Genomic DNA, 23,338 nt, shown 5'->3' with positions numbered 1-23,338 from the left:
ACTGACGCCATGAGTACGCCCGGCCCGCCCACCCTGGATTCCGCCACCCCATCGTCCTGGCGACGTCGCCGGCTCGACCCGGAGCACTCGCTCGGCCTGCGACTGACCCTGGCCGCGGTGGGCGCCTTCCTGGTGCTCGTGCCGTTCGCGCTGCTCGCCCTGCTGGTGCTCGGCAGCTGGGCGCCCCTGCACCGGCTGGACACGACGGTGACCGACGCGCTGCACGGCTATGCGCTGACCCACCCGGGTTGGGTCCGGCTGATGAGCGTGTGGACCGACGTGTTCGCGCCGATGCCACTGCGCGTAGCCGCGCTGGTGGTGGTGATCTGGCTGGTCAGCCGGGGCGCCCGCCGGCTGGCGCTCTGGGTGGCGGTCACCATGCTGGCCGGCGGGCTGCTCGGTCCGCTGCTCAAGCTGCTCGTCGGGCGGGAACGGCCGGACCTGCTGGACCCGGTGGCCCGGGCCGCGGGCTTCTCGTTCCCGTCCGGGCACGCGCTCAACGCGACCCTGGCCGCCGGGGTGCTGCTGGTCGTCTTCCTCCCGCACGCGCGGGGTCGGGCGGGGCGGTGGGCGCTCTGGGCCGCCGCGCTGCTGCTCGCCGTGCTGACCGGCGTCAGCCGGGTGGCCCTGGGGGTGCACTTCACCAGCGACATCGTCGGCGGCTGGCTGCTCGGCACGGCCGTGGTTGCCGCCACCACCGCCGCCTTCACCACCTGGCGGCACCGGGTGGGGCTACGCCCGGTCCGCGTCGCCCGGGAGGGCGTCGCGCCGGAGACCGGGTCGCGGTCCGAGCAGGACTGACCGGCGGCGGGGTGGCCGCGCGGGCGTCGCACACCGCTCGGCCGGCAAGGCGTAGCGGGCGGACCCGACGGGTACTGGCCGGGCCATGCCCGACACCGTGCTCCAGATCGCCCGCCGCGTGGTGCTGCCGGTGGCTCTCCTGCTCGCCGTCATGCTGCTGCTGGGTGGGCTGGTCACCCGGGTCCTCGCCCGGTCCTGGCCGTTCACCGTCGAGGACGCGGTCAACCGGGAACTCGCCGGCGATCGCACCGCCGGTTGGAACGACGTCTCGCTGGTCTTCAGCACGCTCGCCAGCACCCAGCTGATCGTGCTGGTCACCGCGCTGGTCGCGCTGGCGCTGCGGCTGTGGCTGCGCCGCTGGCGGGAGCCGCTCTTCCTCTGCGCCGCGGTCAGCGCCCAGGCGCTGGTGTTCCTGCTGACCACGATGGTCATCGACCGGCAGCGGCCGGCCGTCGAGCACATGGACGTCTCCCCGCCCACGTCCAGCTTCCCGTCCGGGCACACGTCCGCTTCGGTGGCGCTCTACGTGGGCATCGCGGTGCTGCTCGCGCTGCGGTCTCGCAGCACCGCGGCCAAGGTCAGCTGGTGGACGCTACTCGTGCTGGTGCCGGTCGGTGTCGCGCTGACCCGGATGTACCGGGGCATGCACCACCCGAGCGACGTGGTCGCGTCCTTCCTCAACGGCGGCGCCTGCGTGGCCATCATGGCCCGGTCGATTCTGGACCGTGGCGTTCGCTGGGGGCGGGCGGCGCTGCCGAGCGTCACCCGCGCCGGGGGCGACGGCGTGACACCCCGCCCGAAGCCGCGCGTGTCGTGACCGCCCCCGCCGGCTGTTCCGTCAGGCGGCGGGCTCCGGCCGCGCGGGGGTCAGGTGCACTCGCCGGTGCCGACGCCGCGGGTGCGCTCGGCACCGGCCAGGGCCACCGGACGCGCCTCCGCGGCGGTGACCGCGAAACCGGTGTTCGGGTCGTCCGCTGCCGCCGCGAAGATCACGCCCAGCACCAATCCGTTGGACGAGACCAGCGGGCCGCCGGAGTTGCCGCTGCGGACCAGCGCCCGGATCGTGTAGATCTCCCGGGTCACGTCGCCCGAGGAGTAGATGTCCGGCCCGGTGATCCGGTCCACGTCGCGGACCCGGGCGGACTGGGCGTCGTACGGCCCGTCGAGCGGAAAGCCGAGCACGATCGCGTCCGCGCCGCTGCCCGCGTTGCCCGCGGCGAACCGCATCGACGGCCCGGGCAGCCCCGGCACGTGCAGCACGGCCAGGTCCCGGTCGGGGTCGTAGACGACCACATCGCCGTCGTAGCGGTCACCGCCCAGCTCCACCGCCACGGTACGGGTGCCGGCGACCACGTGGGCGTTGGTCATCACCCGGTCGTCGGCGTACACGAAGCCGGAGCCCTCGATCCGGCGCGAGCAACTGGGGGCGGAGCCGAGCACCTTGACCACCGAGCGCTGGCCGTTGACCACCACCTGGGAGCCGGCGAGCGCCGGATCGGGCGGTGAGACCTGCCGGGCCCGGGTGGGCGCGAGATCGCCGAACACGTCCGGGAAGCCGTTGGTGTCGACGGTGTCCCGCAGCGCGGTGGAGAGCTGCTGGGCCTGGTCGGGCAGGACCCGGTCGACCACGGTGAGCAGCGCGCTGTTCCGGACCGACGCGGCCAGCCAGGGCAGCGAGGACGAGCCGAGCGGCACCGCGACCAGCCAGGCCACCAGGAGCACGGCGAAGAGCGAGACGAACGCCCCGCCGACGTCGTCGACCTTGCGCAGGCCCGAGCCGGTGATCGCGGCCCGCAGGCTGGAGCCGAGCCAGCCGGCGAGCGCCTGACCGGCGACCGCGAGCCCGAAGACCGCCACCAACGAGATCAGCACCCGGGTGCCGCTGTCCACGAACTGTCGGGCGAGCAACGGCCCGATCTGGAGGCCGATCAGGGCCCCCAGGAAGAACCCGGTGAACGACAGGATTCCGATGACGAAGCCCTGACGGTATCCGCTGATCGCGAACACGAGCATGAGCAGCAGCAGGACGAGATCCACGGCGGACACGGGTCAAGCGTACGGGCAGCGGGCTCGCCGGATGACCATCGCTTGCGTAAGGGTGACCGCGCGGTCAGCGTACGGTTGCCTCGTCCACCTCGTCGGTCCCGGCGGAGGGGGCCGGCGACGCGCCGGTGGGCGGCAGCTCCACCACCCGGTCGGGCGACCACGGGCGGGCCCAGCCGCCCATCTCTAGCAGCGTGGCCAGCACTCCGGCGGTGAACCCCCAGACCACCATCCCGCGCGCGGAGAACGCCGGCCCGATCCAGCCGCTGGGGTGGCGCACCCGCATCCGGTTCTCCGGGTCGACCAGCTCCGCGATCGGCAGCCGCGCCACGTGCGCCACCTCGGCCGGCTCCCGGGGGTGCACCGGGTGCGGCGCGTGCCACCAGGCGAGCACCGGGGTCACCACGAAGTCGCTCACCGGAATCCAGAGCTTCGGCAGCTCGGCCAGAACGGTCACGCTGCGCGGGTCGAGGTCGACCTCCTCGTTCGCCTCGCGCAGCGCGGTCGCCCGGGCGTCGGCGTCCTCCGGGTCGGCCGCCCCGCCCGGGAAGGCCGGCTGGCCGGCGTGGTTGCGCAGGGTCGCCGCCCGCTGCAGGACCAGCACGTCCGGGCCGGTGTCGGGCTGCTCGCCGAGCAGCACCAGCACGGCGCTCTCCCGGCCACCGCTCGCCGGGGTGGCCAGCCGGGTGAAGTCCTCGGTGCGGGCGGTGCCGAGCCGAGCCAGCAACGGCTCGATCCACTCCGGCGGTCTCCGGGTCACGCCGGCACCGCCACCCCGAGATGCTCGCGCACCAGCGCGGCGAGGCGAGCGTCGTCCAGCGCGCCGGAGGTGTCGGTGTGCCGGATCCGCCCCTGCCCGTCGATGAAGAGGGTGAGCGGGAAGGCGTTGCGGTTCAGCGCCCGTTGCAGCGCCTCGCCCTGGTCGACCAGCATCGGGAAGCGGACGCCGAAGTCCTCGCCGATGGACTGGGCCGCGGCGCGGCTGTCCCGGCTGTTCACCCCGATCACCTGGAGCTGGCCGGCGGTCGACTGGCTGAGCCGCTGGAAGGCGGGCAACTCCTTGCGGCAGGGGCCGCACCAGGAGGCCCAGATGTTGACCACCGCCGGGCCGGGGATCTCGCGCAGGGCCACCGGCGCGCCGCCGGTGAAGCAGGAGAGGCTCAGGGCCGGCAGCGGGTCACCCGGGGCGGACGTCGGGGTGGTCGTTGAGGCGGTTGTCGGCGCGGTGGTCAGCGTGGCGCAGTCGGCGAACGGCGACGGCCGGCTGGGCGCTGGGCGCCCCGGTGCCGCCGCCTCCGGCGGGGTGGCGGTGCAGCCGGCGACCGCCAGCAGCAGCGGCAGGAGCAGCGTGGCGGCCCTGCGGTTCACGGCACCTCCGCGGCGACCGCCTGGGCCGGCACCAGCTCCGGGTCGATCCCGGCGGCCACCGCCAGGTCGCGGGCGCGGGGCCCCTTGAGCAGCTTGACCGCGACGGTCGGGTCGGTCGGCCCGGTGCCGTACGACGGGCAGAGCTTGGCCAGCGTGCAGGCGCCGCAGGCCGGCTTGCGGGCGTGGCAGACCCGCCGGCCGTGGAAGATCACCCGGTGCGAGAGCATCGTCCAGTCGCGCTTCTCGTAGAGCGCCCCGACCGCGTGCTCGATCTTGACCGGATCAGTCTCGGTGGTCAGCCGCCAGCGGTGCATCAGCCGCTGGAAGTGGGTGTCGACGGTGATGCCGGGGACGTCGAAGGCGTTGCCGAGGATCACGTTGGCCGTCTTGCGGCCGATCCCGGGCAGCGTCACCAGGTCGACCAGCTTGCCGGGCACCCGCCCGTCGTAGCGCTCGACGAGCGCCCGCCCCAGCTTGATCAGCGAGTCGGTCTTGTTCCGGTAGAAGCCGGTCGGCCGGATCAGCTCCTCCATCTCGCCCCGGTCGGCGCCAGCGTAGTCGGCGGCGCCCGGATAGCGGACGAAGAGCTTCGGGGTGACCTCGTTGACCTTCTTGTCGGTGCACTGGGCGGAGAGGATCGTCGCCACGGCCAACTCCAGGGCGTTGGAGTGGTCCAGCTCACAGTGCGCGTCCGGGTGGGTCTCGGCCAGCGCCCGGCCGATCCGCCGGGCACGGCGCTTGCGTCCGAGGTCTGTCTCGGTGGCGCCGGGAGAGCTACTGGTCACGCCGGCCAGCCTACGTCGCCCGACCGACTCCCTTGGGCGGCCCACGCCTGCACCGCTGCGCGCACGTCGGGTCTCTCGCGGAGCCGGCGGAGCGCCGGATCAGCCGGCGGCGGGCGGGCTGATCCTGCCGGCGTCGTCGAACCGGGCCGCGGTCTTCGGGAAGTCGGTGCGGCTGAGCTGCTTGACGAGCCCCAGACCGCGGTCGCCCTGATCCATCGTCGGCTTGCCGGCGCCGTTCATGTAGGTCGAGGTGAAGGAACCCCCGGCCCAGCTGCCGTCCGGCCGTAGCGACACCTTGAGCACCCCGCCCCAGCCCAGCCGGCCGGCGTTGCTGAGCGAATTGCCCCCGCCGGCGAAGTTCCCGAGGCTGTAGGCGATGAGCCGGCCCTTGTAGAACTCCATCCCGCGCAGCACGTGCGGGCCGTGCCCGACGATCAGGTCGGCCCCGGCGTCGATCATCGCCTTCGAGAACTTGACCGGGTCGCCCCGGTTCTCGCCGAGGAACATCTCGGTGCCCGGCCGGACCCGGGTCTTGTCGGACCCCTCGCCGCCCATGTGCACCTGCACCACGACCAGATCGGCCATGGTCGCCGCCTTGGCGATCACCTGCTTGGCCGCGGCGATGTCGACCAGGCTGTTGGACCAGACGTACGAGGAGAAGCCGGCGACCGCGACCTTGACGCCCTGCACCTCGACGACGGTGATCTGGTCCGGAGCGCCGGTGTGCGCCAGGTCGTACTTCTCCAGGGCCTTCTGGGTGTTCTGGTAGCCCTTCGGGCCGTAGTCGTAGCCGTGGTTGTTGGCCTGGTTGAGCAGGTCGAAGCCGGCGTCGCGCAGGTGCGCGGCGTAGTCGGGCGGGGCCCGGAACTGGAAGCAGCGGGTGGAGTTGGCCCCGCACTTGCCGGTGCCGGTGTCCACCGTCAGCGGCTCCTCCAGGTTGCCCATCACCAGGTCGGCCTTGAGCGCCTGCTCGACCGAGTCGAAGAAGCCCTTGCCGCCGTTGCCGGGCAGCCGGTTCGGCGCGTTGCCCATGATGATGTCGCCGGTCGCGGAGAGCGAGATCGCCTCGCCGCCCGCGTCGGGGCTGCCGCTCGCCGACGGGGCGGCCGTGCCGATCGGCGCGCCGGTGCCGCCGCCACCGGCCCCCGGCTGCCAGACCGGGGCCTCGCCGGTTTCGGCGCAGCCGGCCAGCAGCACGGCGAGCAGCGCGCCGAGCGCGAGGGCGGCTCGGCGACGCGGGCGCGACGCGGCGGAGGCGGGAGCGTACATCGTTGAGCGACCCTACCGGGACGGAAACGCCGCGACGAGGGCCGATCGGCTGGAAATTCAGCCGGTGAACCGCTCCGACCAGGGCACCACGGCGTCGGCGCCGCCGGCGAGGACGGCGGCGTGCACCGCCCGGGCCAGCGGTGCGCCCCAGGTCGACCGCGGCCCGCCGTAGGCGAACTCCGGACCGTCGGCGGGGCAGAGCACGGTGACCGCGTCCGTCGGGGTGCCGGTGGCCGCCAGCCCCAGTTCCATGATCGCCTGCGCCTTCGCCTCGGTGGCGGTGGCCACCGCGTTGACCAGGGCGGCGTCGCCGAGCCGTGCCGGCACGTGCACCACGATGTTGACCGTGCCGACCCGCTGGCCGGGCGCGGCCGGCTCGGGCGCGGCGGCCGGGATCAGGGTGCCGAGGCCGACCGTCGCCCAGGCCCGCACGCCGGTGTCGGTGCGGGCCACCACCTCCGCCACGTCGACCCCGGTCAGCAGGCCCACCCCGGGCCCGCCGAGGCCGAGGCCGCGGGCCAGTCCGGCCAGGTGCTCCGCGGGGTCGTCCCTGTCGTACGACATCGGCACGGTCGCGTTCAGCACCCACTGGCGTACGCCGATCCCGCCGCCGAGCGGCGCGGAGCTGACCGCGCGCAGCGGCGTCGCGGAGCGCCACACCAGCATCGGGACGTCGAGCCCGCCCTCCCGGCGGGTGGTCAGCAGCGGCTCCGTCAGCACGCCGCTGACCCTACGGCCCCCCGACCTGCGAAGGCGGCACGGGCCGGCGGGCCGGTGATCTTAGTAGCGGATCGGAACGCGTGGGTTACGCCCAACGATCAAGTTTCCAGGGGTGCAGCTCTGATTCCAGCTCACGTGCGCCTAGACTTGGCGGCGCGCGAGGGACCAGCGGACGGCGGACCCGGCCGAGGGACGGCAGCGCGCAACCGGAGGTGCGCGATGGACGAGGTACTGGCCCGCAGCGGGATCTTCCAGGGTGTCGACCCGGAGGCTGCCGAGGCGCTCGCCAAGGAGATGGAGACGATCGAGGTCCGCAAGGGCGAGATCGTCTTCAACGAGGGCGAGCCCGGCGACAGTCTCTATATCCTGCTGTCCGGCAAGATCAAGGTCGGTCGCCGGGCGGCGGACGGCCGGCAGAACCTGATCGCGGTGATGGGGCCGTCGGACATGGTCGGCGAGCTGTCGCTCTTCGACCCCGGCCCGCGGACGGCGACCGCCACCGCGGTGACCGACACCCGCCTGGTCCGGCTGCGCAAGCAGGCGCTGCGACCGTGGCTGAACAACCGGCCGGAGATCGCCGAGCAGCTGCTCCGGGTGCTGGCCCGCCGGCTGCGCCGGACGAACGACTCGCTGGCCGACCTGATCTTCACCGACGTGCCCGGCCGGGTGGCGAAGAACCTGCTCCAGATGGCTGGCCGGTTCGGCACCCGGGACGGCGGCGTGCTGCGGGTGACGCACGACCTGACCCAGGAGGAGATCGCCCAGCTCGTCGGCGCCTCCCGGGAGACCGTCAACAAGGCGCTGGCCGACTTCGCCTCGCGTGGCTGGCTGCGGCTCGACGGCAAGAGCATCATCATTCTCGACCCGGAGCGCCTGGCCCGCCGCGCGCGGGTCTGAGTCGCCCCGTCGGGCCTGTCCCGACACGGAGCATCCCCGGCCCGGGCCGCCGCTGGCGGTCCGGGCCGATCCGTGTCCGGGCCGCCGTCTGCTGCTGGCAGAAGTGCTGGACTCACCGGCGGGCCGGCGGGAGGGTGGAGCGATGCTGAACCGGGTCGCCGTTCTCTCGGACATCCACGGTGTGCTGCCCGCCCTGGAGGCGGTGCTGGCCGAGCCGGACGTGGCCGCCGCCGATCTGATCGTGCTCACCGGCGACATCGCGGCCGGCCCGCAGCCGGTGCAGGTGCTCGACCTGCTCGCCGACCTGGGCGACCGGGTCTGCTGGGTACGCGGCAACGCCGACCGGGAGCTGGTCGAGGCGCGCGCCGGGCGCCCGTCCCCCATCGAGGTGTCGAACTGGGCGGCCGGCCAGCTCCGCGACGACCAGCTCGAGCGGCTCGCCGCGCTGCCGCTGACGGTCACCCTGGAGATCGACGGCCTCGGGCCGGTGCTCTTCTGCCATGCCACCCCCCGTGACGACGAGGAGGTCGTGCTGGTCGACACCCGGATGGCCCGGTGGACGGAGGTCTTCGCCGACCTGCCGGCCGAGGTGCGCACGGTGGTCTGCGGGCACACCCACATGCCGTTCACCCGGCTGGTCGACCGGCGGCTGGTGGTCAATCCGGGCAGCATCGGCATGCCGTACGGCGGTCCGGGCGCCTACTGGGCGCTGCTCGGGCCGGGCGTGCAGCTGCGCCGCACCGACTTCGACGTGGACGCCGCCTGCGCCCGGGTGGCCGCCGAGTCGACCTTCCCGGACGCTGCCGGCTTCGCCGACGAGTACCTGCGCTCCCGGCACAGCGACGCCGACGCGCTGGCCGTCTTCGCCCCCCGCGACGGCCGCTGACCGCCCCCGGCCGTCGCTTTCTGGCGGCCCGGTCCGCAGGGTCGCGGTCCGCAGGGTCGCGGTCCGCAACGCCGCTGAGCGACCTGCCGTCCGTTCGCCGTGGTCGCGGCCCGCCCCCGCCCACCCGGCCCGGCTGCCTCGCACGCTGTCGAACTGCTCCAGATATGAACAGCGTGAGCAGGGTGCGGGCCCGCCAGGCCGGCCCATATTTGGAGCAGTTCGACAGCGTCCGCGAGTGACGTCGGCACCCGACCTGGTGGATGGCCGAGCCGGCCCAGAAAAAGTCAGGCTTGACTGTTTGTTTCGAGGGCGGCACGCTGTCCCCGTGTCCGCCGCATCGATCCGCGTCCCCCAACAGGAGCGCAGTCGGGCCACTCAGGCCCGGCTGCTGGAGGCGACCGTCGACTGCCTGATCGAGCACGGCTGGTCCGGCACCACGACCACGCTGGTCGCCGCCCGGGCCGGCGTCTCGCGCGGCGCCCAGCTGCACCATTACCCGACGAAGGCCGCGCTGGTCACCGCCGCCGTCGACCACCTCGCCGAGCGCCGGGCGGCCGAGCTGCGCACCGAGGCGGAGGCCCTGCCGGCCGGTCCGCAGCGCCTCGACCGGGTCGTCGACCTGCTCGGCGCGGCCTTCACCGGGCCGCTCTTCGTCGCCGCGATCGAGCTCTGGGTCGCCGCCCGCACCGACCCGGAGCTGCGCGCCGCCCTGGTGCCGCTGGAGGCGCGCGTCGGCCGGGAGATGCACCGGCTCACCGTCTCGCTGCTCGGCGTCGACGAGCGGCGGCCCGGCGTCCGGGAGGCGGTGCAGGCCACCCTGGACCTGCTCCGCGGGCTGGGCGTGGCCAACCTGCTCACCGACGACTCGTCCCGCCGCAGCGCCCTGCTCACCACCTGGAAGCGCCAGCTCTCCACCCTCCTCACGCCCTGACCGGCCCCGCGCAGGTGGGGCACGCCGAGACCGGAGGCACCATGGTCGACCTGACGGATCTGCTCGCGGACCTGGCCGACGAGTCCGCCGAGCTGGACTCACTGGTGCATCCGCTGCCGCCGGCCGAATGGGCCCGCCCCACCCCGGCGGCGGGTTGGACCATCGGACATCAGATCGCCCACCTCGCCTGGACCGACCACGTGGCGCTGCTCGCCGCCACCGACGCCGACGCCTTCTTCGCCTCGGTCAGCTCGACCCCGGACCCGACCCGGCTGGTCGACCGGGGCGCGGAGGAGTTCCTCGCTCCGCCGGACGAGCTGCTCGCCCGCTGGCGCGCCGGCCGGGCGGCGCTCACCGCCGCCCTGGCCGCCGTACCGCCCGGCGAAAAACTGCCCTGGTACGGGACCCGGATGTCGGCCACCTCGATGGCCACCGCCCGGATCATGGAGACCTGGGCGCACGGCGAGGACGTGGCCGACGCGCTCGGCGTACACCGGAGGGCCACCAACCGGCTCCGGCACGTCGCGCACCTCGGCGTGCGTACCCTCGGGCACGGTTTCGCCGCCCACGGCCGGGCCGTGCCGGCGGCGCCGGTGCGGGTCGAGCTGTCCGGGCCCGACGGCGACACCTGGAGCTGGGGCCCGGCCGACGCCGCGGACCGGGTGACCGGCCCGGCGCGGGACTTCTGCCTGCTGGTCACCCAGCGCCGGCACCGCGCCGACCTGGCGCTGAGCGCCGCGGGCCGGGTGGCCGACGAGTGGCTGGACGTCGCGCAGGCCTTCGCCGGCCCGCCCGGCGCCGGCCGGCCGGCGAGCGGGGTGCCGGCGTGATCCGCGTCGGCAACGCCTCCGGCTTCTACGGCGACCGCTTCACCGCCTGGCGGGAGATGCTCGACAGCGGCGAGCTGGACGTGCTGACCGGCGACTACCTGGCCGAGCTGACGATGCTGATCCTCGGCCGGGACCGGCTGCGCGACCCCGGCCTCGGCTACGCGAAGACCTTCCTCCGCCAACTCGAGGAGACTCTCGGCACCGCGCTGGACCGCGGCGTACGGATCGTGACCAATGCCGGCGGGTTGAACCCGGCCGGGCTGGCCGCCGCGATCGGCACGCTCGCCGACCGGCTCGGCCTCGACGCCCGGATCGGGTACGTCGAGGGGGACGCGTTGGGCCGCCCGGACGCGCTCACCGCCAACGCCTACCTGGGCGCGTTCGGAATCGCCGCCTGCCTGGACGGCGGGGCGGACGTGGTGGTCACCGGCCGGGTCACCGACGCCTCCCTGGTGGTCGGCCCGGCGATCGCCCGGTACGGCTGGCAGCGCGACGACCTCGACGCGCTCGCCGGGGCGACCGTCGCCGGCCACCTGATCGAGTGCGGCACGCAGGTGACCGGCGGCAACTACAGCTTCTTCACCGAGCTGCCCGACGGCGGTCACCGGCCCGGCTTTCCGATCGCCGAGGTGCACCCCGACGGCTCCGCGGTGATCACCAAGCATCCCGGCACCGGCGGCGCGGTGACCGTGGAGACGGTCACCGCGCAGCTGCTCTACGAGGTGGGCGGGCCGGAATACCTGGGACCGGACGTGGTGAGCCGGCTGGACACGGCGACGCTGCACCAGGACGGCCCGGACCGCGTCCGGGTCTCGGGCGTCCGGGGCACCCCGCCGCCGGCGACGCTCAAGGTCGGGCTCACCAACCTCGGCGGCTTCCGCAACTCGATGACCTTCGTCCTCTGCGGGCTGGACATTCCGGCGAAGGCGGCGCTGGTCCGGGGGCAGCTCGAACAGGCGGTCGGCAAGGAGGGGCTGGAGTTCACCCTGGCCCGCACCGACCATCCCGACGCGTACGACACCGAGACGGCGAGCGCGCTGCTGCACGTACACCTGCGCGACGGTGACCGGGCGCGGGCCGGGCGGGCGTTCTCGGCGGCCGCGGTGGAGCTGGCGCTCGCCTCCTACCCGGGCTGCACGCTGACCACGCCACCCGGCGACGCCACCCCGTACGGGGTGTTCACCGTCGACACCGTGCCGCAGGACGCGGTGCCGCACGTCGCGGTGCTGCCCTCCGGCGAGCGCGTGGAGATCGCCCCGCCGGCCGTCACGGCGCCGGTCGCCGACGAGCGCGTCGAACCGGCGCCGCCGAGCGGGGAGCCCGACCGGCCGACCCGGCGCGGGCCGCTCGGCGAGCTGGTCGGTGCCCGCTCCGGCGACAAGGGCGGCGACGCCAACCTGGGGGTCTGGGCCCGCACCGACGCCGGGTACGCCTGGCTGCGCAACTGGCTGACCGTGCCGCGCCTGGCCGAGCTGCTGCCGGAGACCGCGCCGCTGACCGTGCACCGGTACGAGCTGGCGAACCTGCGGGCGGTGAACTTCGTGATCAAAGGGCTGCTCGGTCCGGGGGTGGCCGGCTCGACGAGGTTCGACCCACAGGCGAAGGCTCTCGGCGAGCTGCTCCGGTCCCGCATCGTCGACCTGCCCGCCGACCTCACGCCCGGGCCGGGCGCCCCCGCCCGGCCTACGTCTGACGAGGTGACGCGATGACCATCGTGGACACCCCGGAGCGGCGGCAGTTGCGCGAGCTGACCCGGGCCTTCGTCACCCGCGAGGTGCTGCCGCACCTGGACGACTGGGAGCGCGCCGGCGAGGTCCCCCGGGAGCTGCACGCGACCGCCGCGAAGCTCGGCCTGCTCGGCATCGGTTTCCCCGAGTCGGTCGGCGGCAGCGGCGGCGACCTGCTCGATTCGATCATCGTCACCGAGGAGATCATCCGCTCAGGTGGCTCGTCCGGTCTGGTGGCCGCGCTCTTCACCCACGGCATCGCGCTGCCGCACATGGTCGCCGCCGCCGGCGGCCGGCTCGGTGGCTCGCTCGGCGGCCGGCTCGGGGGGCAGCGGAGCACCGATGACGACCTGATCGACCGGTACGTCCGCCCGACGCTCGCCGGCACGATGATCGGCGCGCTGGCGGTCACCGAACCGGACGGCGGCTCGGACGTCGCCGGGATCCGCACGACCGCCCGCCGGGACGGCGACCACTACGTGGTGAACGGGTCGAAGACCTACATCACCAGCGGAATCCGGGCCGACTTCGTGACCACCGCCGTCTGCACCGACTTTCCCGGCAGCGGCGAACTCACCCTGCTGGTGGTCGACAAGGGCACGCCCGGGTTCACCGTGGGGCGTCGGCTGGAGAAGCTCGGCTGGCACTGCTCGGACACCGCGGAGCTCTCCTTCGTGGACGTGCGGGTGCCGGTGACGCACCGGATCGGCGCGGAGGACACGGGCTTCCTGGCGATCATGCAGCACTTCGCCACCGAGCGGCTCTCCCTGGCCACGCAGGCCTACGCGACCGCGCAACGCTGCGTCGAGCTGGCGGTGCGCTGGTGCCGGGACCGTTCGACGTTCGGCCGTCCGCTGGCCAGCCGGCAGCTGATCCGGCACCGGCTGGCCGAGATGCACACCCGCGCCGAGGCCGCCCGGGCGTACGTGCACGAGGTGGCGGCTCGGGTGGCCGCCGGTGAGCCGGTGGTCGCCGAGGTGGCGATGGCGAAGAACGTCGCGGTGGCCGCCTGCGCCGAGGTGGTCGACCAGGCGCTCCAGTTGCACGGCGGCTACGGCTACCTGCGCGACGCGGAGGTGGAGCGGCACTACCGGGACGCCCGCATCCTCGGCATCGGCGGCGGCACCACCGAGATCATGAACGAGATCATCGCGAAGGGAATCGGGCTGTGACCACGTTGAGCAGCGCGATCGAGGTGTCCGCGCCGGGCTACGCGCAGAACCGGGCGGCCCTGCTGGACCGGCTGGCGGAGCTGGACGCGGCACTGGACCAGGCCCGGGCCGGGGGCGGCGAGAAGTACGTGAACCGGCACCACGCCCGGGGCAAGCTGCTTCCCCGGGAACGGATCGAGCTGCTGCTCGACCCGGACAGCCCGTTCCTGGAGCTGTCGCCGGTCGCCGGGTACGGCACCGACTTCCCGGTCGGGGCGAGCGTGGTCACCGGGATCGGCGTGGTCGAGGGCGTGGAGTGCCTTGTCGTCGCGAACGACCCGACGGTACGCGGCGGCGCGGTGAACCCGTGGTCGCTGGCGAAGACCCGGCGGGCCGGTGAGATCGCACTCGCGAACCGGCTGCCCATGGTCAACCTGGTCGAGTCGGCCGGCGCCGACCTGCCCACCCAGGCGGAGATCTTCATCCCGGGCGGACGGGTCTTCCGCGACCTGACCCGGCTCTCCGCGGCGAAGATCCCCACGGTCAGCGTGGTCTTCGGCAACGCCACCGCGGGCGGCGCGTACGTGCCGGGCATGTCCGACCACGTGATCATGATTCGGGACCGGTCGCAGGTCTACCTGGCCGGGCCGCCGCTGGTGAAGATGGCCACGGGCGAGGTCACCGACGACGAGTCGCTCGGCGGGGCCGCGATGCACGCGTCGACGTCCGGGCTCGCCGACTTCCTCGCCTCCGACGAGCGGGACGGCATCCGGCTGGCCCGGCAGTGCGTACGGCGGCTGAACTGGCGCAAGCAGGGCCCGTCGCCACGTAATCCGGTGCCGCAGCCGCCGAAGTACGACCCGGAGGAGCTGCTCGGCATCGCCAGCGCCGACCTGAAGGTGCCGTTCGACCCGCGCGAGGTGCTGGCCCGGATCCTCGACGGCAGCGAGTTCGACGAGTTCAAACCCGGCTACGGCAGCGCCCTGGTGACCGGCTGGGGCGAGCTGCACGGCTACCCGGTCGGCGTGCTGGCCAACGCCCGCGGCGTGCTCTTCAGCGAGGAGGCGCAGAAGGCGACGCAGTTCATCCAGCTCGCCAACGCCGCCGACACCCCGCTGCTCTTCCTGCAGAACACCACCGGCTACATGGTCGGCACCGAGTACGAGCAGCGCGGCATCATCAAGCACGGCGCCCTGATGATCAATGCGGTGTCGAACTCGACCGTGCCGCACCTGACGGTCAACCTGGGCGCCTCCTACGGCGCCGGCAACTACGGCATGTGCGGGCGGGCGTACGAGCCGCGCTTCCTCTTCACCTGGCCGAACGCGAAGTCGGCCGTGATGGGGCCGGCGCAGCTGGCCGGGGTGCTCTCCATCGTGGCCCGGCAGGCCGCCGCCGCCCGGGGCCGGGACTACGACGAGGAGTCCGACGCCGCGATGCGGATGATGGTCGAGCAGCAGATCGAGTCCCAGTCGGGAGCGCTCTTCCTCTCCGGCCGGCTCTACGACGACGGGGTGATCGACCCCCGGGACACCCGTACCGTCCTCGGCCTCTGCCTGTCGGCGATCCACAACGGACCGGTGAAGGGCGCCGACGGCTTCGGCGTCTTCCGGATGTAGGGGGTTGTCCTCGTGATCACTCGACTGTTGGTGGCCAACCGGGGCGAGATCGCCCGGCGGATCTTCGCCACCTGCCGCGCGCTCGGCGTCGAGACGGTGGCGGTGCACTCCGACGCGGACGCCGACGCGCCGTACGTGGCCGAGGCCGACCAGGCGGTCCGGCTGCCCGGCAACGCACCGGCCGAGACGTACCTGCGCCCGGAGCTGATCCTGGACGCGGCCCGCCGCTCCGGCGCGGACGCCGTGCATCCCGGCTACGGCTTCCTCGCCGAGAACGCCGAGTTCGCCGCCGCGGTGACCGACGCCGGGTTCACCTGGATCGGGCCGCCGGCCAAGGCGATCGCCGCGATGGGCGACAAGATGACGGCGAAGGCGCTGCTCGCCGAGGCGGGCGTGCCGATGCTCCCGACCTGGACCGAGCCGGACCAGATCAGCGACTTCCCGGTGCTGGTCAAGGCGTCCGCGGGCGGCGGCGGCCGGGGCATGCGGGTGGTCCGCGACGCCGCCGGCCTCGCCGACGCGGTCGCCTCCGCGCGCCGCGAGGCGGCGGCGGCGTTCGGCGACGGCACGGTCTTCATCGAGCGGTACGTCGAGCGCGGCCGGCACGTCGAGGTGCAGATCTTCGGCGACACCCACGGGACGGTGGCCGCGCTCGGCGTCCGGGAGTGCTCGATCCAGCGCCGGCACCAGAAGATCATCGAGGAGGCGCCCGGTGTCCTTTCAGCCGAGGTGCGGGAGCGGCTGCACGAGGCGGCGGTCGCGGCCGGCCGGGCGGTCGACTATGTGGGCGCCGGCACTGTCGAGTTCCTGCTCGCGCCCGACGGGGAGATCTACTTCCTGGAGATGAACACGCGGCTCCAGGTCGAGCACCCGGTGACGGAGCTGACCACCGCCCTCGGCGGGTTGGACCTGGTCCGCCTGCAACTGCTGGTCGCCGAGGGCGCCCCGCTGCCGGAACACACCCGGCATCCCTCCGTGCGCGGCTACGCGATCGAGGTGCGGCTCTGCGCCGAGGAGCCGGCCGAGGGCTTCCGCCCGGCGACCGGTGTCCTGCACCGCTTCGCCATCCCCGGCGTGGAGCGCGAGTTCGGTAACCTCCCACGAGCCGGGCTACGGCTCGACTCCGGCGTGGTGGACGGCTCGATGGTCGGCGTCCACTACGACTCGATGCTCGCCAAACTGATCGCCTGGGCGCCCAGCCGCGCCGAGGCGGCCCGCACCCTCGCCGGCGCGCTGGCCCGGGCCGAGCTGCACGGGGTGGCCACCAACCGGGACCTGCTGGTCCGGGTGCTGCGCAGCCCCGAGTTCGCCGCCGGCGAGATCGACACCGGCTTCCTGGAGCGGCACGCCGAGGTGTTCGCCCCGCTGGTGCCGGCGGCACGGGTACCGGTGTACGCGCTGGCCGCCGCGCTGGCCTCGGCCGCCGGCCGCCGGGCGACCGCCCCGGTGCTCGCCGGGCTGCCGTCCGGCTGGCGGAACGTACCGGCGTTTCCGCAGGTCGTACGCTTCGTCGGCCCGACCGGCGAGGTCGAGGTACGGTACCGCCTGGACCGCGCCGGCAACCTCACCGAGTGGTCGACGCACCCGGCCGACGGCGAGCCGATCGCCGCCGCTCCGGCCGGTTCCACGATCGCCGGCGCCGCCCCGGCGCACGCCGCAGTCGACGGGCCGCCCGAGGTGACGCCGGTGTCGGCCGCTGCCGACCGCGTGATGCTGGCGGTCGACGGGGTCCGGCACCCGTTCCGGGTGCACCGGGTGGGGCCGGCGGTCTTCGTCGACGGCCCGGACGGGTCGGTCAGCCTCACCGAGCTGCCGCGCTTCCCGGAGCCCACCACCGAGCTGGCCGCCGGCTCGCTGGTGGCGCCGCTGCCCGGCACGGTCACCCGGCTGCACGTCGAGCCCGGCCAGCGGGTCGCCGCCGGTGACCTCCTGCTCACCCTGGAGGCGATGAAGCTCGAGCATCCGGTGCTCGCCCCGATCGACGGCGTGGTCGCCGAACTGCCGGTGCCGGCCGGCGGCCAGGTCGACACCGGCGCCGTGCTGGCCGTGGTCAACCCCGAGGAGGACCCGCGATGAACGTCGACCTGACCGACGAGCAGGAGCAGCTCCGCGACGCCGTACGGGCGCTGGGCCGGCGCTACGGTCACGAGTACTTCGTGGCCAAGGCGAAGGCCGGCGAGCACACCACCGAGCTGTGGGCGGAGGCCGGCGGGCTCGGCTACCTCGGGGTCAACATCCCCACCGAGTACGGCGGCGGCGGTGGCGGCATCACCGAGCTGGCCATCGTCTGCGAGGAGCTGGCCGCCGCCGGTTGCCCGCTGCTGCTGCTCGTGGTCTCCCCCGCCATCGCCGCCACCGTGATCAACCGGCACGGCACCGAGGCGCAGCGCAAGCGGTTCCTGCCCGGCTTCGCCGACGGCTCGCTGAAGGTGGTCTTCGCGATCACCGAGCCGGAGGCCGGGTCGAACTTCCACCGGCTCGGCACGGTGGCCCGCCGCGACGGCGACGGCTGGCTGCTCTCCGGCCGCAAGTGCTACATCTCCGGCGTCGACGAGGCGGACCACGTCCTGGTCGTGGCCCGGGTCGCCGTGGACGACGACGGCGCGGGTGGACGGCAGCGTCTCAAGCCGGCGCTCTTCGTGGTGCCGACCGACGCGCCCGGGCTCACCCGGTCCAAGCTGGACATGGAGATCCTCTCCCCGGAGAACCAGTTCCTGCTCTACCTCGACGACGTCCGGCTACCGGCCGACGCGCTGGTCGGCGAGTCGGTGGACGCGGGGCTGCCGGCGCTCTTCGCCGGGCTCAACCCGGAGCGGATCACGGTGGCCGCGATGGGCGCCGGCACCGGCCGGTACGCGATCGAGCGCGCGTCCAGCTACGCCGCCGGCCGGAAGGTCTGGGGCGGCCGGAGCATCGGCTCACATCAGGGGGTGTCCCACCCGCTGGCGCACGCGGCGGTGCAGGTGGAGCTGGCCCGCCTGATGATCTACAAGGCGGCCGCGCTCTACGACGCCGGCCGGGACCTGGAGGCCGGGGTGGCCGGCAACATGGCCAAGTACGCGTCCGGTGAGGCGGCCGCGCTGGCCGTGGACACCGCCGTGCAGGCCCACGGCGGGGCCGGCATGACCACCGAGTACGGGGTGGCCACCCTGCTCGGCGCGGTACGGGCCGGGCGGATCGCCCCGGTCAGCCGGGAGATGATCCTGAACTTCGTCGCCCAGCACGTGCTCGGCCAGGAGAAGTCCTACTGATCGCCGCGCGCCCCCGCGCGGATCCTGGGCGTTCAGCGGCAGGCGGCGTCGATGCGGTGCACCGGTCGTACGCGGCGGCCCAGCCCCTCCAGCAGCGAGTCCTCCACGTGGAAGTCGTGGATCCGCAGCTGGTGGCGCGGCAGCTCCTCCTCGCTCGGGCAGAGCACCTGCCCGCGTACCAGCCCGACCGGCACGTACCGGACGCCGCCCTGCTCCTGGAGGATCACCATGTTCACGTCGTCGGTGGTGACCACGTGCCCGCGGACGTCCTCGGTCGGGCCGGTCTCCGCCCCGACGGTGGTCACGGTCAGCGGCAGCACAGGCGTGCTGATCACCGGCAGCGCCGCCCAGACCAGCATGGCCAGCACGGCGACCTCGGTGACCGAGGCGAGCGGTCGGATGACCGCGCCGGGCAGCGGGCCGGAGATGCCGAGCGCGAGCAGCGGCGGCACGGCGAGCAGCGCCAGGGGCAGCAGTTCGCCCTGCCGTCCGGCGTCGAGCAGGGTGGGCAGCAGCAGCCAGGCGTACCCGCCGAGCAGGGCCACCACCAGCAACACCCGAGCTCCGACCCGCTCGTGCAGGTGCGCCGGGGTCAGCTGGAGCGCGGCCACGAACGCCGGGATGAGCAGGGGCAGGTAGAGCAGCGGCCAGGTGACCAGGGCGAGCAGGAAACTCGCCAGCACCAGCCAGATCGGGGTGATCTCCGCCCAGCGGGTGAAGAGCGGGCGGCGGCGGGTGCCGGGCGGCAGCCGGTCGACGCTGGCGCCCAGCACCGCGCCGAGCGCGAAGACGGCAACCAGACCGGTGGAGAGCAGCCGGGCCGCCGTGGTCAGGAAGCCGGCGAGCAGGTTGACCGGGCCGACGTTCGCCACCAGCAGCAGGGTGGTCTGGAGTTCGCCGCCGGCCTCCACCCCGAGCCGGAGCACCGAGAAGATCGCCGGAACGCCGACCAGGGCGGTCCAGAACGACTGGCTGGCCCGGGCCCGGCGCTCGGCCGGATCCCGGCCGTCGGCGAGCGGTCGAGCGCGGTCGTACCAGGCCGCCGGCTCCGGTGGCACCGTCCGCGCCGCGCTGGCCTCGGGCCCGCCTGAATGCCCGGCATCGGGCACCGCCGAGCCGGTTTCGGGTGGGGCGGACGACGACGCGGCGCTGAGGGCGGTCTGGGCGGGAACCGGCGGGGCATCGTCACGCAGCGTCGACCCCGAGCCGCCGGCGTCCGGGGCGCCGGGGGCGGTGGTCGCCGACGCGCTCATCGTGTCGGCGCCTTGTCGTCGAAGTCGACCAGTTTCGGCACGTCCAGCGGCTGCGGTTGCCGCTTCTCGGCCGGCAGCCAGGGCCCGAGCGTCCGGTTGTACGCGGTCTGCCAGGGGCTGGCCTGCCCGTCGCGCCCCTGCCGGTAGCTCTTGTCGAGGAAGAACGCGACCAGGTCGCGCAGTGCCGGGTCGCCGATCGGCACGCCCACGCCGAGCAGTTCGCTGGTGCCGAAGGGCATGTCGACGATCTCGAACTCGGTCGGGAACCGGGCCAGGAAGCCGGCCAGGATCGCCTCGTCGGAGCTGACCGCGTCGTAGCGACCGGCCCGGATGCCGTCGACGCAGTCACCGACGTCCTTCACCACGAGCGCCCGGACCTGGTGCTTCTCCAGCTCCGCCTCGGTGGTCGAGCCGCCGCTGGTGCAGACCTTGTAGTTGGGGTCGCGGAGGTCCTCGATCGTGCGGATCTTGTCCTTGAGCCGGGTCGGCACCATCGCCTCCTGCGTGGTGACGAAGTACGGCCCGGCGAAGCTGACCAGCTTCTTGCGCTCCTCCGTGATCGAGAAGCTGGAGACCACCAGGTCGACGGTGCCGCCCTGGAGCGCGGGAATACGGTCCTCGGTGGCGACCGACACGAACTCCAACCGCTGGTCGCCCTCGTAGCCGAGGGAGGCGGCGATGTAGCGGGCGATCTCCACGTCGAAGCCGACGTGTACGCCATTGCGCAGCTCGCCCATCATCGGCTCGTTGGTCGCGACCCCGATGCGCAGTTTCGTCTGGCCGTAGATATGCGTCTCGCGGAGCTTCTCCTGTACCGACAGGAGATCCGGCTCCTGCCGGCTGTCGCAGCCGGCCGCCGCGGCGAGGGTCAGCGTCAACGCGACCGCCAGCGTGGTCGTGGCCGAGCGGAGTCGGGTGCGGAAGCGTGCGTTCATCGGCGACCTCGCTGACGTATCCAGCCTGCGGGACACCGAGAGTAGCGGCTCGGGGCCATTTTCGTGGTCGCCACGACGCGGCGCCCTCGGGGCGGAGCCGGGGTGCGGCGGGCGCCCGATCGCCCGCCGCACCCCGGGGTCCTCAGCGGACGGTCAGCCCCGCCAGTCTAGAGATCGTGGGCAATGTATGTGGCCCGAGAAACGCTTACAAGAAAGACAATCCACGTGCCGATGTAACGTTTCCGTCATGCCCGACGCTACGCGTCATCACCGCTCAGCGGTTGACAGCCGGGGCGACGGCGACATGCTGGACAGGTGAAGAGGTTGACCAGGCCCGATGCGCGTACGGTGGCAGCCGTCGCGGCGCTGGGCGCGCTCATCCTGCTGGTGACGCTCGTCGTCTGGCGGCGACAGGATCTGCTCGGCGTGGGCCTGGCCCTGCTCTTCGTCCTGCTCGCGATGATCGCCGGGGTGTCGGTGGCCGCCGCCCGGCAGGCCGACGAGCCGCCGGCGGAGCGGGCGCCGGCACCCGGGCAGCACCTGGCGGACCCGTTGGCGGTGGACGCGGACACCCTCGACGCGCTGGACAGCCGCGACGCGTTGCGCGCGGTACGCGACCGCCGGCGTGGCTCCGGCTGGCTCGACGACCCCGCCGGCCGGTTCAGCGACCGGTGAGGGTCGGCGCCGTCAGCGCGTCGACGCCGCGCCCGGCCAGGCAGCGGAACACCCGGTCGACGTTGCCCTCGACCGGCGGGAGCACCTCCAGGTGCCAGCCGGCCACCGAGCTGATCCCGGTGGTCAGTCGGAAGGTGCTGGTGCTGCACACCTTCTGGACGGCCGGATCGGCGCGCACCTCGGGGTAGCCGGCACCGACCAGCGCCACCGGCAGCAGACCCTCAACGTAGGCCTCCCAGGTGTGCGGGCCGTCGCAGGCCACCCGGGCCGCCTCGGCCCGATCACCGCGCACCCGCACCGGGCCGAAGCACTCCAGCTCAGGCAGGCATCGGGCGTCGCCGGGCAGCACGGCGGCCGCCCCGGACTCGGTGGTGCAGCCCGGCGGCATCCGGTCAGCCGCGTCCGCGGCCGCCCGGCTCACCGACGGGGACGGACTCGGCGCGGGCGGACGGTCGGCCATCCAGGCCCCGGCGGTCGCCGACCCGGCCAGCGCGAGCGCTCCGGCGCCGCCGAGGAACCAGCGCCGCCGCCACCGCCGAGCACCGGCCGGGGCGGGCAGCGTGGGGTGGTCGTCCTCGGCCGCGGGGCGGGGCAGTGGCTGGCCGCCGCGGCCGGCCGCGTACGGGCCGGCGGAACGGCCACCGGTCGGCAGCCCCGCTGCCGCCGCGCCGCCGACCGGCGCCGAGGTCGGGTCGAGCGGCAGCGCGGAGAGCATCGCGCGCAGTTCGACCGCGGTGGGTCGATGGTCCGGGTCGTTCGCCATTCCGGCGCGCAGTACGTCGATCAGCTCGTCCGGCACGCCGGGCAGCCCGGGGATCGGCTGGTTGAACATCTCCAGCACGGTGACCAGGCTCGGATTGCGTTCGGTCTGCCAGCGGGGCGGCCGGCCGTGCATCACCGCGTAGAGCGTGGCGCAGAGCGCGTAGACGTCGACGGCGGGCGACGGCGGGCTGTGACTGAACATCTCCGGCGGCGCGTAGGCCGGGGTGAGCACCTCCAGGGTGACCGACGCGTCGCGTACCTCGGCCAGCACGGCCAGCCCGAAGTCGGCCAGCACCGCCGGGTTGAAGTGCGAGTAGAGGATGTTGGCCGGCTTCACGTCCCGGTGCAGCACACCGGCCGCGTGCGAGTGGGCCAGCGCATCGGCGATCTTGATGCCGAGGTCGCGCGTCTCCGCGGCGTCCAGCGGGGAGGTACGCATCCGCTCCGCATAGGAGCCGTCGCAGAGTTCCATGATCAGGTAGGGGTGCTGGTCGACGGTGACCCCGACGTCGAAGAGGTCGACCACGTGCGGATGCGACGACATCCGGCCGGCCGCGCGCGCCTCACGCAGGAACCGCGCCTGGTCGCGCTCGCTGTCCAGGGTGCGATTCTCCACCTTGACCGCGACCTCGCGGCCGACGGAGATCTGGGTGGCCCGGTAGACGGTGGCGTAACCACCCCGGGCAAATACCCGCAAATCGGTTAGACCGGGCACGATCGGTACCGGTAGGCCGCCGGACGGAGTGTCGGTCACAGCTTCGAAAATACCCAACCGGGCAGACGTCTCAGCGCACCGCGTCGACGGCGGGTGCCGAGCCACCGGTCCCGGACCCGTCCCCGCCGCTCGAATCGGCCGCCGACGGCGCTGCGTCTCCGCCCGCCGCGACACCACCGGCCGAGGCCGCCCGGCGGGCGTCCCACCACAGGCCGACCGCGGTCGCCACCGCGCCGACGCCCTCCCAGGCCGCCACGCCGAAGAACCGGCCGGGCGCGATGTCGGACAGCACCGCGATGCTGAAGACGGTGAAGGTGACCAGCCGGAACACCACGGTGAAGCGGTAGAAGGCACGCCACTCGGTGGCGGTGGCCAGCAGGTAGTAGACCCCCATGTTGAACGAAGCCATCGAGGAGGCGAGCAGGAAGGTCCCGGTGTGGTCGCCCGGGGCCCGGCTGGCCGGCACCTCGAAACCGAGCGACCGCAGCATCGCCTCCGGCCAGAGCAGCCCGACCGCGCCCATGACCAGCGCCAACACGCCGAAGACCGCAATCGTCCAGCCCGCGGCGGAACGCGGCAGTTTCATCTCGGTCCTCCCCAGGTACCGGTGCGGCCGCCACTGTGGACCGCCGCATCAACGCCGACACGCTAACCGCCGCCGGACCGGGGCACCATCGGCGAAACCGGCAGACCCGTCCCACCACTATCCGACCGTCCGCA

General features: G+C 73.8%; 22 protein-coding genes. 12 read left to right on the top strand and 10 right to left on the bottom strand.

Annotated features, from left to right (window positions below; all coding sequences use genetic code 11):
- Nucleotides 1-9: 9 nt before the first annotated feature.
- Complete coding sequence (locus AB0C04_RS18175) at nt 10-801, top strand: phosphatase PAP2 family protein (RefSeq protein WP_357055607.1); 792 nt, start codon at nt 10-12, stop codon at nt 799-801.
- Nucleotides 802-886: 85 nt separating this feature from the next.
- Nucleotides 887-1,618 (top strand): phosphatase PAP2 family protein, encoded by a 732-nt coding sequence (locus tag AB0C04_RS18170; RefSeq protein WP_357055604.1) that lies wholly within the window; start codon nt 887-889, stop codon nt 1,616-1,618.
- Nucleotides 1,619-1,668: 50 nt separating this feature from the next.
- Here AB0C04_RS18170 and AB0C04_RS18165 read toward each other — a convergent pair whose 3' ends face one another.
- From AB0C04_RS18165 to AB0C04_RS18140, 6 genes are all read right to left on the bottom strand, one after another.
- Nucleotides 1,669-2,847, bottom strand: a complete 1,179-nt coding sequence (locus AB0C04_RS18165; RefSeq protein WP_357055601.1) for a MarP family serine protease — start codon at nt 2,845-2,847, stop codon at nt 1,669-1,671.
- A 64-nt stretch (nt 2,848-2,911) separates the two neighbouring features.
- Nucleotides 2,912-3,604, bottom strand: a complete 693-nt coding sequence (locus AB0C04_RS18160) for a CoA pyrophosphatase (protein ID WP_357055598.1) — start codon at nt 3,602-3,604, stop codon at nt 2,912-2,914.
- The gene (locus AB0C04_RS18155; RefSeq protein WP_357055595.1) at nt 3,601-4,212 is read right to left on the bottom strand and encodes a TlpA disulfide reductase family protein; all 612 of its coding nucleotides are present in this window, start codon (nt 4,210-4,212) and stop codon (nt 3,601-3,603) included. Before AB0C04_RS18155 ends, AB0C04_RS18160 begins: the two co-directional genes overlap by 4 nt.
- A complete protein-coding gene (nth, locus tag AB0C04_RS18150) occupies nt 4,209-4,997 on the bottom strand; it encodes an endonuclease III (RefSeq protein ID WP_357055592.1) in 789 nt (262 codons plus the stop codon). Before nth ends, AB0C04_RS18155 begins: the two co-directional genes overlap by 4 nt.
- Before the next feature lie 99 nt (nt 4,998-5,096).
- Entirely contained in the window at nt 5,097-6,266 is a 1,170-nt protein-coding gene (locus AB0C04_RS18145) for a CapA family protein (protein WP_357055589.1), read from the bottom strand.
- A 57-nt stretch (nt 6,267-6,323) separates the two neighbouring features.
- Entirely contained in the window at nt 6,324-6,986 is a 663-nt protein-coding gene (locus tag AB0C04_RS18140) for an adenosylcobinamide amidohydrolase (RefSeq protein ID WP_357055586.1), read from the bottom strand.
- A 219-nt stretch (nt 6,987-7,205) separates the two neighbouring features.
- Here AB0C04_RS18140 and AB0C04_RS18135 point away from each other — a divergent pair, with 219 nt between their 5' ends.
- The 9 genes from AB0C04_RS18135 to AB0C04_RS18095 all read left to right on the top strand — a co-directional run bounded on the left by AB0C04_RS18135 (nt 7,206) and on the right by AB0C04_RS18095 (nt 18,278).
- Complete coding sequence (locus AB0C04_RS18135; RefSeq protein ID WP_007466162.1) at nt 7,206-7,883, top strand: Crp/Fnr family transcriptional regulator; 678 nt, start codon at nt 7,206-7,208, stop codon at nt 7,881-7,883.
- A gap of 142 nt (nt 7,884-8,025) precedes the next feature.
- Nucleotides 8,026-8,769 (top strand): metallophosphoesterase family protein, encoded by a 744-nt coding sequence (locus AB0C04_RS18130; RefSeq protein WP_357055583.1) that lies wholly within the window; start codon nt 8,026-8,028, stop codon nt 8,767-8,769.
- Between the two features lie 325 nt (nt 8,770-9,094).
- Nucleotides 9,095-9,700 carry a TetR/AcrR family transcriptional regulator gene (locus AB0C04_RS18125; protein WP_350873567.1) on the top strand — a complete coding sequence of 202 codons (606 nt, stop codon included), beginning with the start codon at nt 9,095-9,097 and terminating at the stop codon, nt 9,698-9,700.
- Between the two features lie 41 nt (nt 9,701-9,741).
- Nucleotides 9,742-10,530, top strand: a complete 789-nt coding sequence (locus tag AB0C04_RS18120; protein ID WP_357055579.1) for a TIGR03084 family metal-binding protein — start codon at nt 9,742-9,744, stop codon at nt 10,528-10,530.
- Nucleotides 10,527-12,239: an acyclic terpene utilization AtuA family protein gene (locus AB0C04_RS18115; protein WP_357055576.1), complete on the top strand. Its 1,713-nt coding sequence runs from the start codon at nt 10,527-10,529 to the stop codon at nt 12,237-12,239. The genes AB0C04_RS18120 and AB0C04_RS18115 overlap by 4 nt, the downstream gene beginning before the upstream one ends.
- The gene (locus AB0C04_RS18110; RefSeq protein WP_357055573.1) at nt 12,236-13,429 is read left to right on the top strand and encodes an acyl-CoA dehydrogenase family protein; all 1,194 of its coding nucleotides are present in this window, start codon (nt 12,236-12,238) and stop codon (nt 13,427-13,429) included. The genes AB0C04_RS18115 and AB0C04_RS18110 overlap by 4 nt, the downstream gene beginning before the upstream one ends.
- On the top strand, nt 13,426-15,027 hold the full coding sequence (locus tag AB0C04_RS18105) for a carboxyl transferase domain-containing protein (RefSeq protein ID WP_357055570.1): 1,602 nt from the start codon (nt 13,426-13,428) through the stop codon (nt 15,025-15,027). Before AB0C04_RS18110 ends, AB0C04_RS18105 begins: the two co-directional genes overlap by 4 nt.
- Before the next feature lie 12 nt (nt 15,028-15,039).
- Nucleotides 15,040-17,103: a biotin carboxylase N-terminal domain-containing protein gene (locus AB0C04_RS18100; protein ID WP_357055566.1), complete on the top strand. Its 2,064-nt coding sequence runs from the start codon at nt 15,040-15,042 to the stop codon at nt 17,101-17,103.
- Nucleotides 17,100-18,278 carry an acyl-CoA dehydrogenase gene (locus tag AB0C04_RS18095; RefSeq protein WP_357055563.1) on the top strand — a complete coding sequence of 393 codons (1,179 nt, stop codon included), beginning with the start codon at nt 17,100-17,102 and terminating at the stop codon, nt 18,276-18,278. Before AB0C04_RS18100 ends, AB0C04_RS18095 begins: the two co-directional genes overlap by 4 nt.
- A gap of 32 nt (nt 18,279-18,310) precedes the next feature.
- Here AB0C04_RS18095 and AB0C04_RS18090 read toward each other — a convergent pair whose 3' ends face one another.
- Entirely contained in the window at nt 18,311-19,531 is a 1,221-nt protein-coding gene (locus tag AB0C04_RS18090; RefSeq protein ID WP_357055560.1) for a hypothetical protein, read from the bottom strand.
- Nucleotides 19,528-20,466 carry a transporter substrate-binding domain-containing protein gene (locus AB0C04_RS18085; RefSeq protein WP_357055557.1) on the bottom strand — a complete coding sequence of 313 codons (939 nt, stop codon included), beginning with the start codon at nt 20,464-20,466 and terminating at the stop codon, nt 19,528-19,530. The genes AB0C04_RS18090 and AB0C04_RS18085 overlap by 4 nt, the downstream gene beginning before the upstream one ends.
- Before the next feature lie 324 nt (nt 20,467-20,790).
- Between AB0C04_RS18085 and AB0C04_RS18080 the strand changes: the two genes are divergently transcribed.
- Nucleotides 20,791-21,141, top strand: a complete 351-nt coding sequence (locus tag AB0C04_RS18080) for a hypothetical protein (RefSeq protein ID WP_357055554.1) — start codon at nt 20,791-20,793, stop codon at nt 21,139-21,141.
- Here AB0C04_RS18080 and AB0C04_RS18075 read toward each other — a convergent pair.
- Both AB0C04_RS18075 and AB0C04_RS18070 read right to left on the bottom strand, forming a co-directional pair.
- Nucleotides 21,128-22,657 carry a serine/threonine-protein kinase gene (locus AB0C04_RS18075; protein ID WP_357055551.1) on the bottom strand — a complete coding sequence of 510 codons (1,530 nt, stop codon included), beginning with the start codon at nt 22,655-22,657 and terminating at the stop codon, nt 21,128-21,130. The two genes, AB0C04_RS18080 and AB0C04_RS18075, sit on opposite strands and share 14 nt — an antisense overlap.
- A 31-nt stretch (nt 22,658-22,688) precedes the next feature.
- Nucleotides 22,689-23,204 carry a hypothetical protein gene (locus AB0C04_RS18070; RefSeq protein ID WP_357055548.1) on the bottom strand — a complete coding sequence of 172 codons (516 nt, stop codon included), beginning with the start codon at nt 23,202-23,204 and terminating at the stop codon, nt 22,689-22,691.
- Nucleotides 23,205-23,338 lie beyond the last annotated feature (134 nt).

The organism is Micromonospora sp. NPDC048909 (assembly GCF_040649635.1).
In the GTDB taxonomy this organism is placed as follows: domain Bacteria; phylum Actinomycetota; class Actinomycetes; order Mycobacteriales; family Micromonosporaceae; genus Micromonospora.
This window is presented reverse-complemented; position numbering and strand designations above follow the sequence as displayed.

What these genes read in the sequence shown, in the direction of transcription:
- AB0C04_RS18135 (WP_007466162.1), top strand. Translation starts at nt 7,206, where the DNA reads ATGGACGAGGTACTGGCCCGCAGCGGGATCTTCCAGGGTGTCGACCCG.
- AB0C04_RS18130 (WP_357055583.1), top strand. Translation starts at nt 8,026, where the DNA reads ATGCTGAACCGGGTCGCCGTTCTCTCGGACATCCACGGTGTGCTGCCC.
- AB0C04_RS18095 (WP_357055563.1), top strand. Translation starts at nt 17,100, where the DNA reads ATGAACGTCGACCTGACCGACGAGCAGGAGCAGCTCCGCGACGCCGTA.
- AB0C04_RS18175 (WP_357055607.1), top strand. Translation starts at nt 10, where the DNA reads ATGAGTACGCCCGGCCCGCCCACCCTGGATTCCGCCACCCCATCGTCC.
- AB0C04_RS18145 (WP_357055589.1), bottom strand. Translation starts at nt 6,266, where the DNA reads ATGTACGCTCCCGCCTCCGCCGCGTCGCGCCCGCGTCGCCGAGCCGCC.
- AB0C04_RS18085 (WP_357055557.1), bottom strand. Translation starts at nt 20,466, where the DNA reads ATGAACGCACGCTTCCGCACCCGACTCCGCTCGGCCACGACCACGCTG.
- AB0C04_RS18110 (WP_357055573.1), top strand. Translation starts at nt 12,236, where the DNA reads ATGACCATCGTGGACACCCCGGAGCGGCGGCAGTTGCGCGAGCTGACC.
- AB0C04_RS18170 (WP_357055604.1), top strand. Translation starts at nt 887, where the DNA reads ATGCCCGACACCGTGCTCCAGATCGCCCGCCGCGTGGTGCTGCCGGTG.
- AB0C04_RS18070 (WP_357055548.1), bottom strand. Translation starts at nt 23,204, where the DNA reads ATGAAACTGCCGCGTTCCGCCGCGGGCTGGACGATTGCGGTCTTCGGC.
- AB0C04_RS18090 (WP_357055560.1), bottom strand. Translation starts at nt 19,531, where the DNA reads ATGAGCGCGTCGGCGACCACCGCCCCCGGCGCCCCGGACGCCGGCGGC.
- AB0C04_RS18120 (WP_357055579.1), top strand. Translation starts at nt 9,742, where the DNA reads ATGGTCGACCTGACGGATCTGCTCGCGGACCTGGCCGACGAGTCCGCC.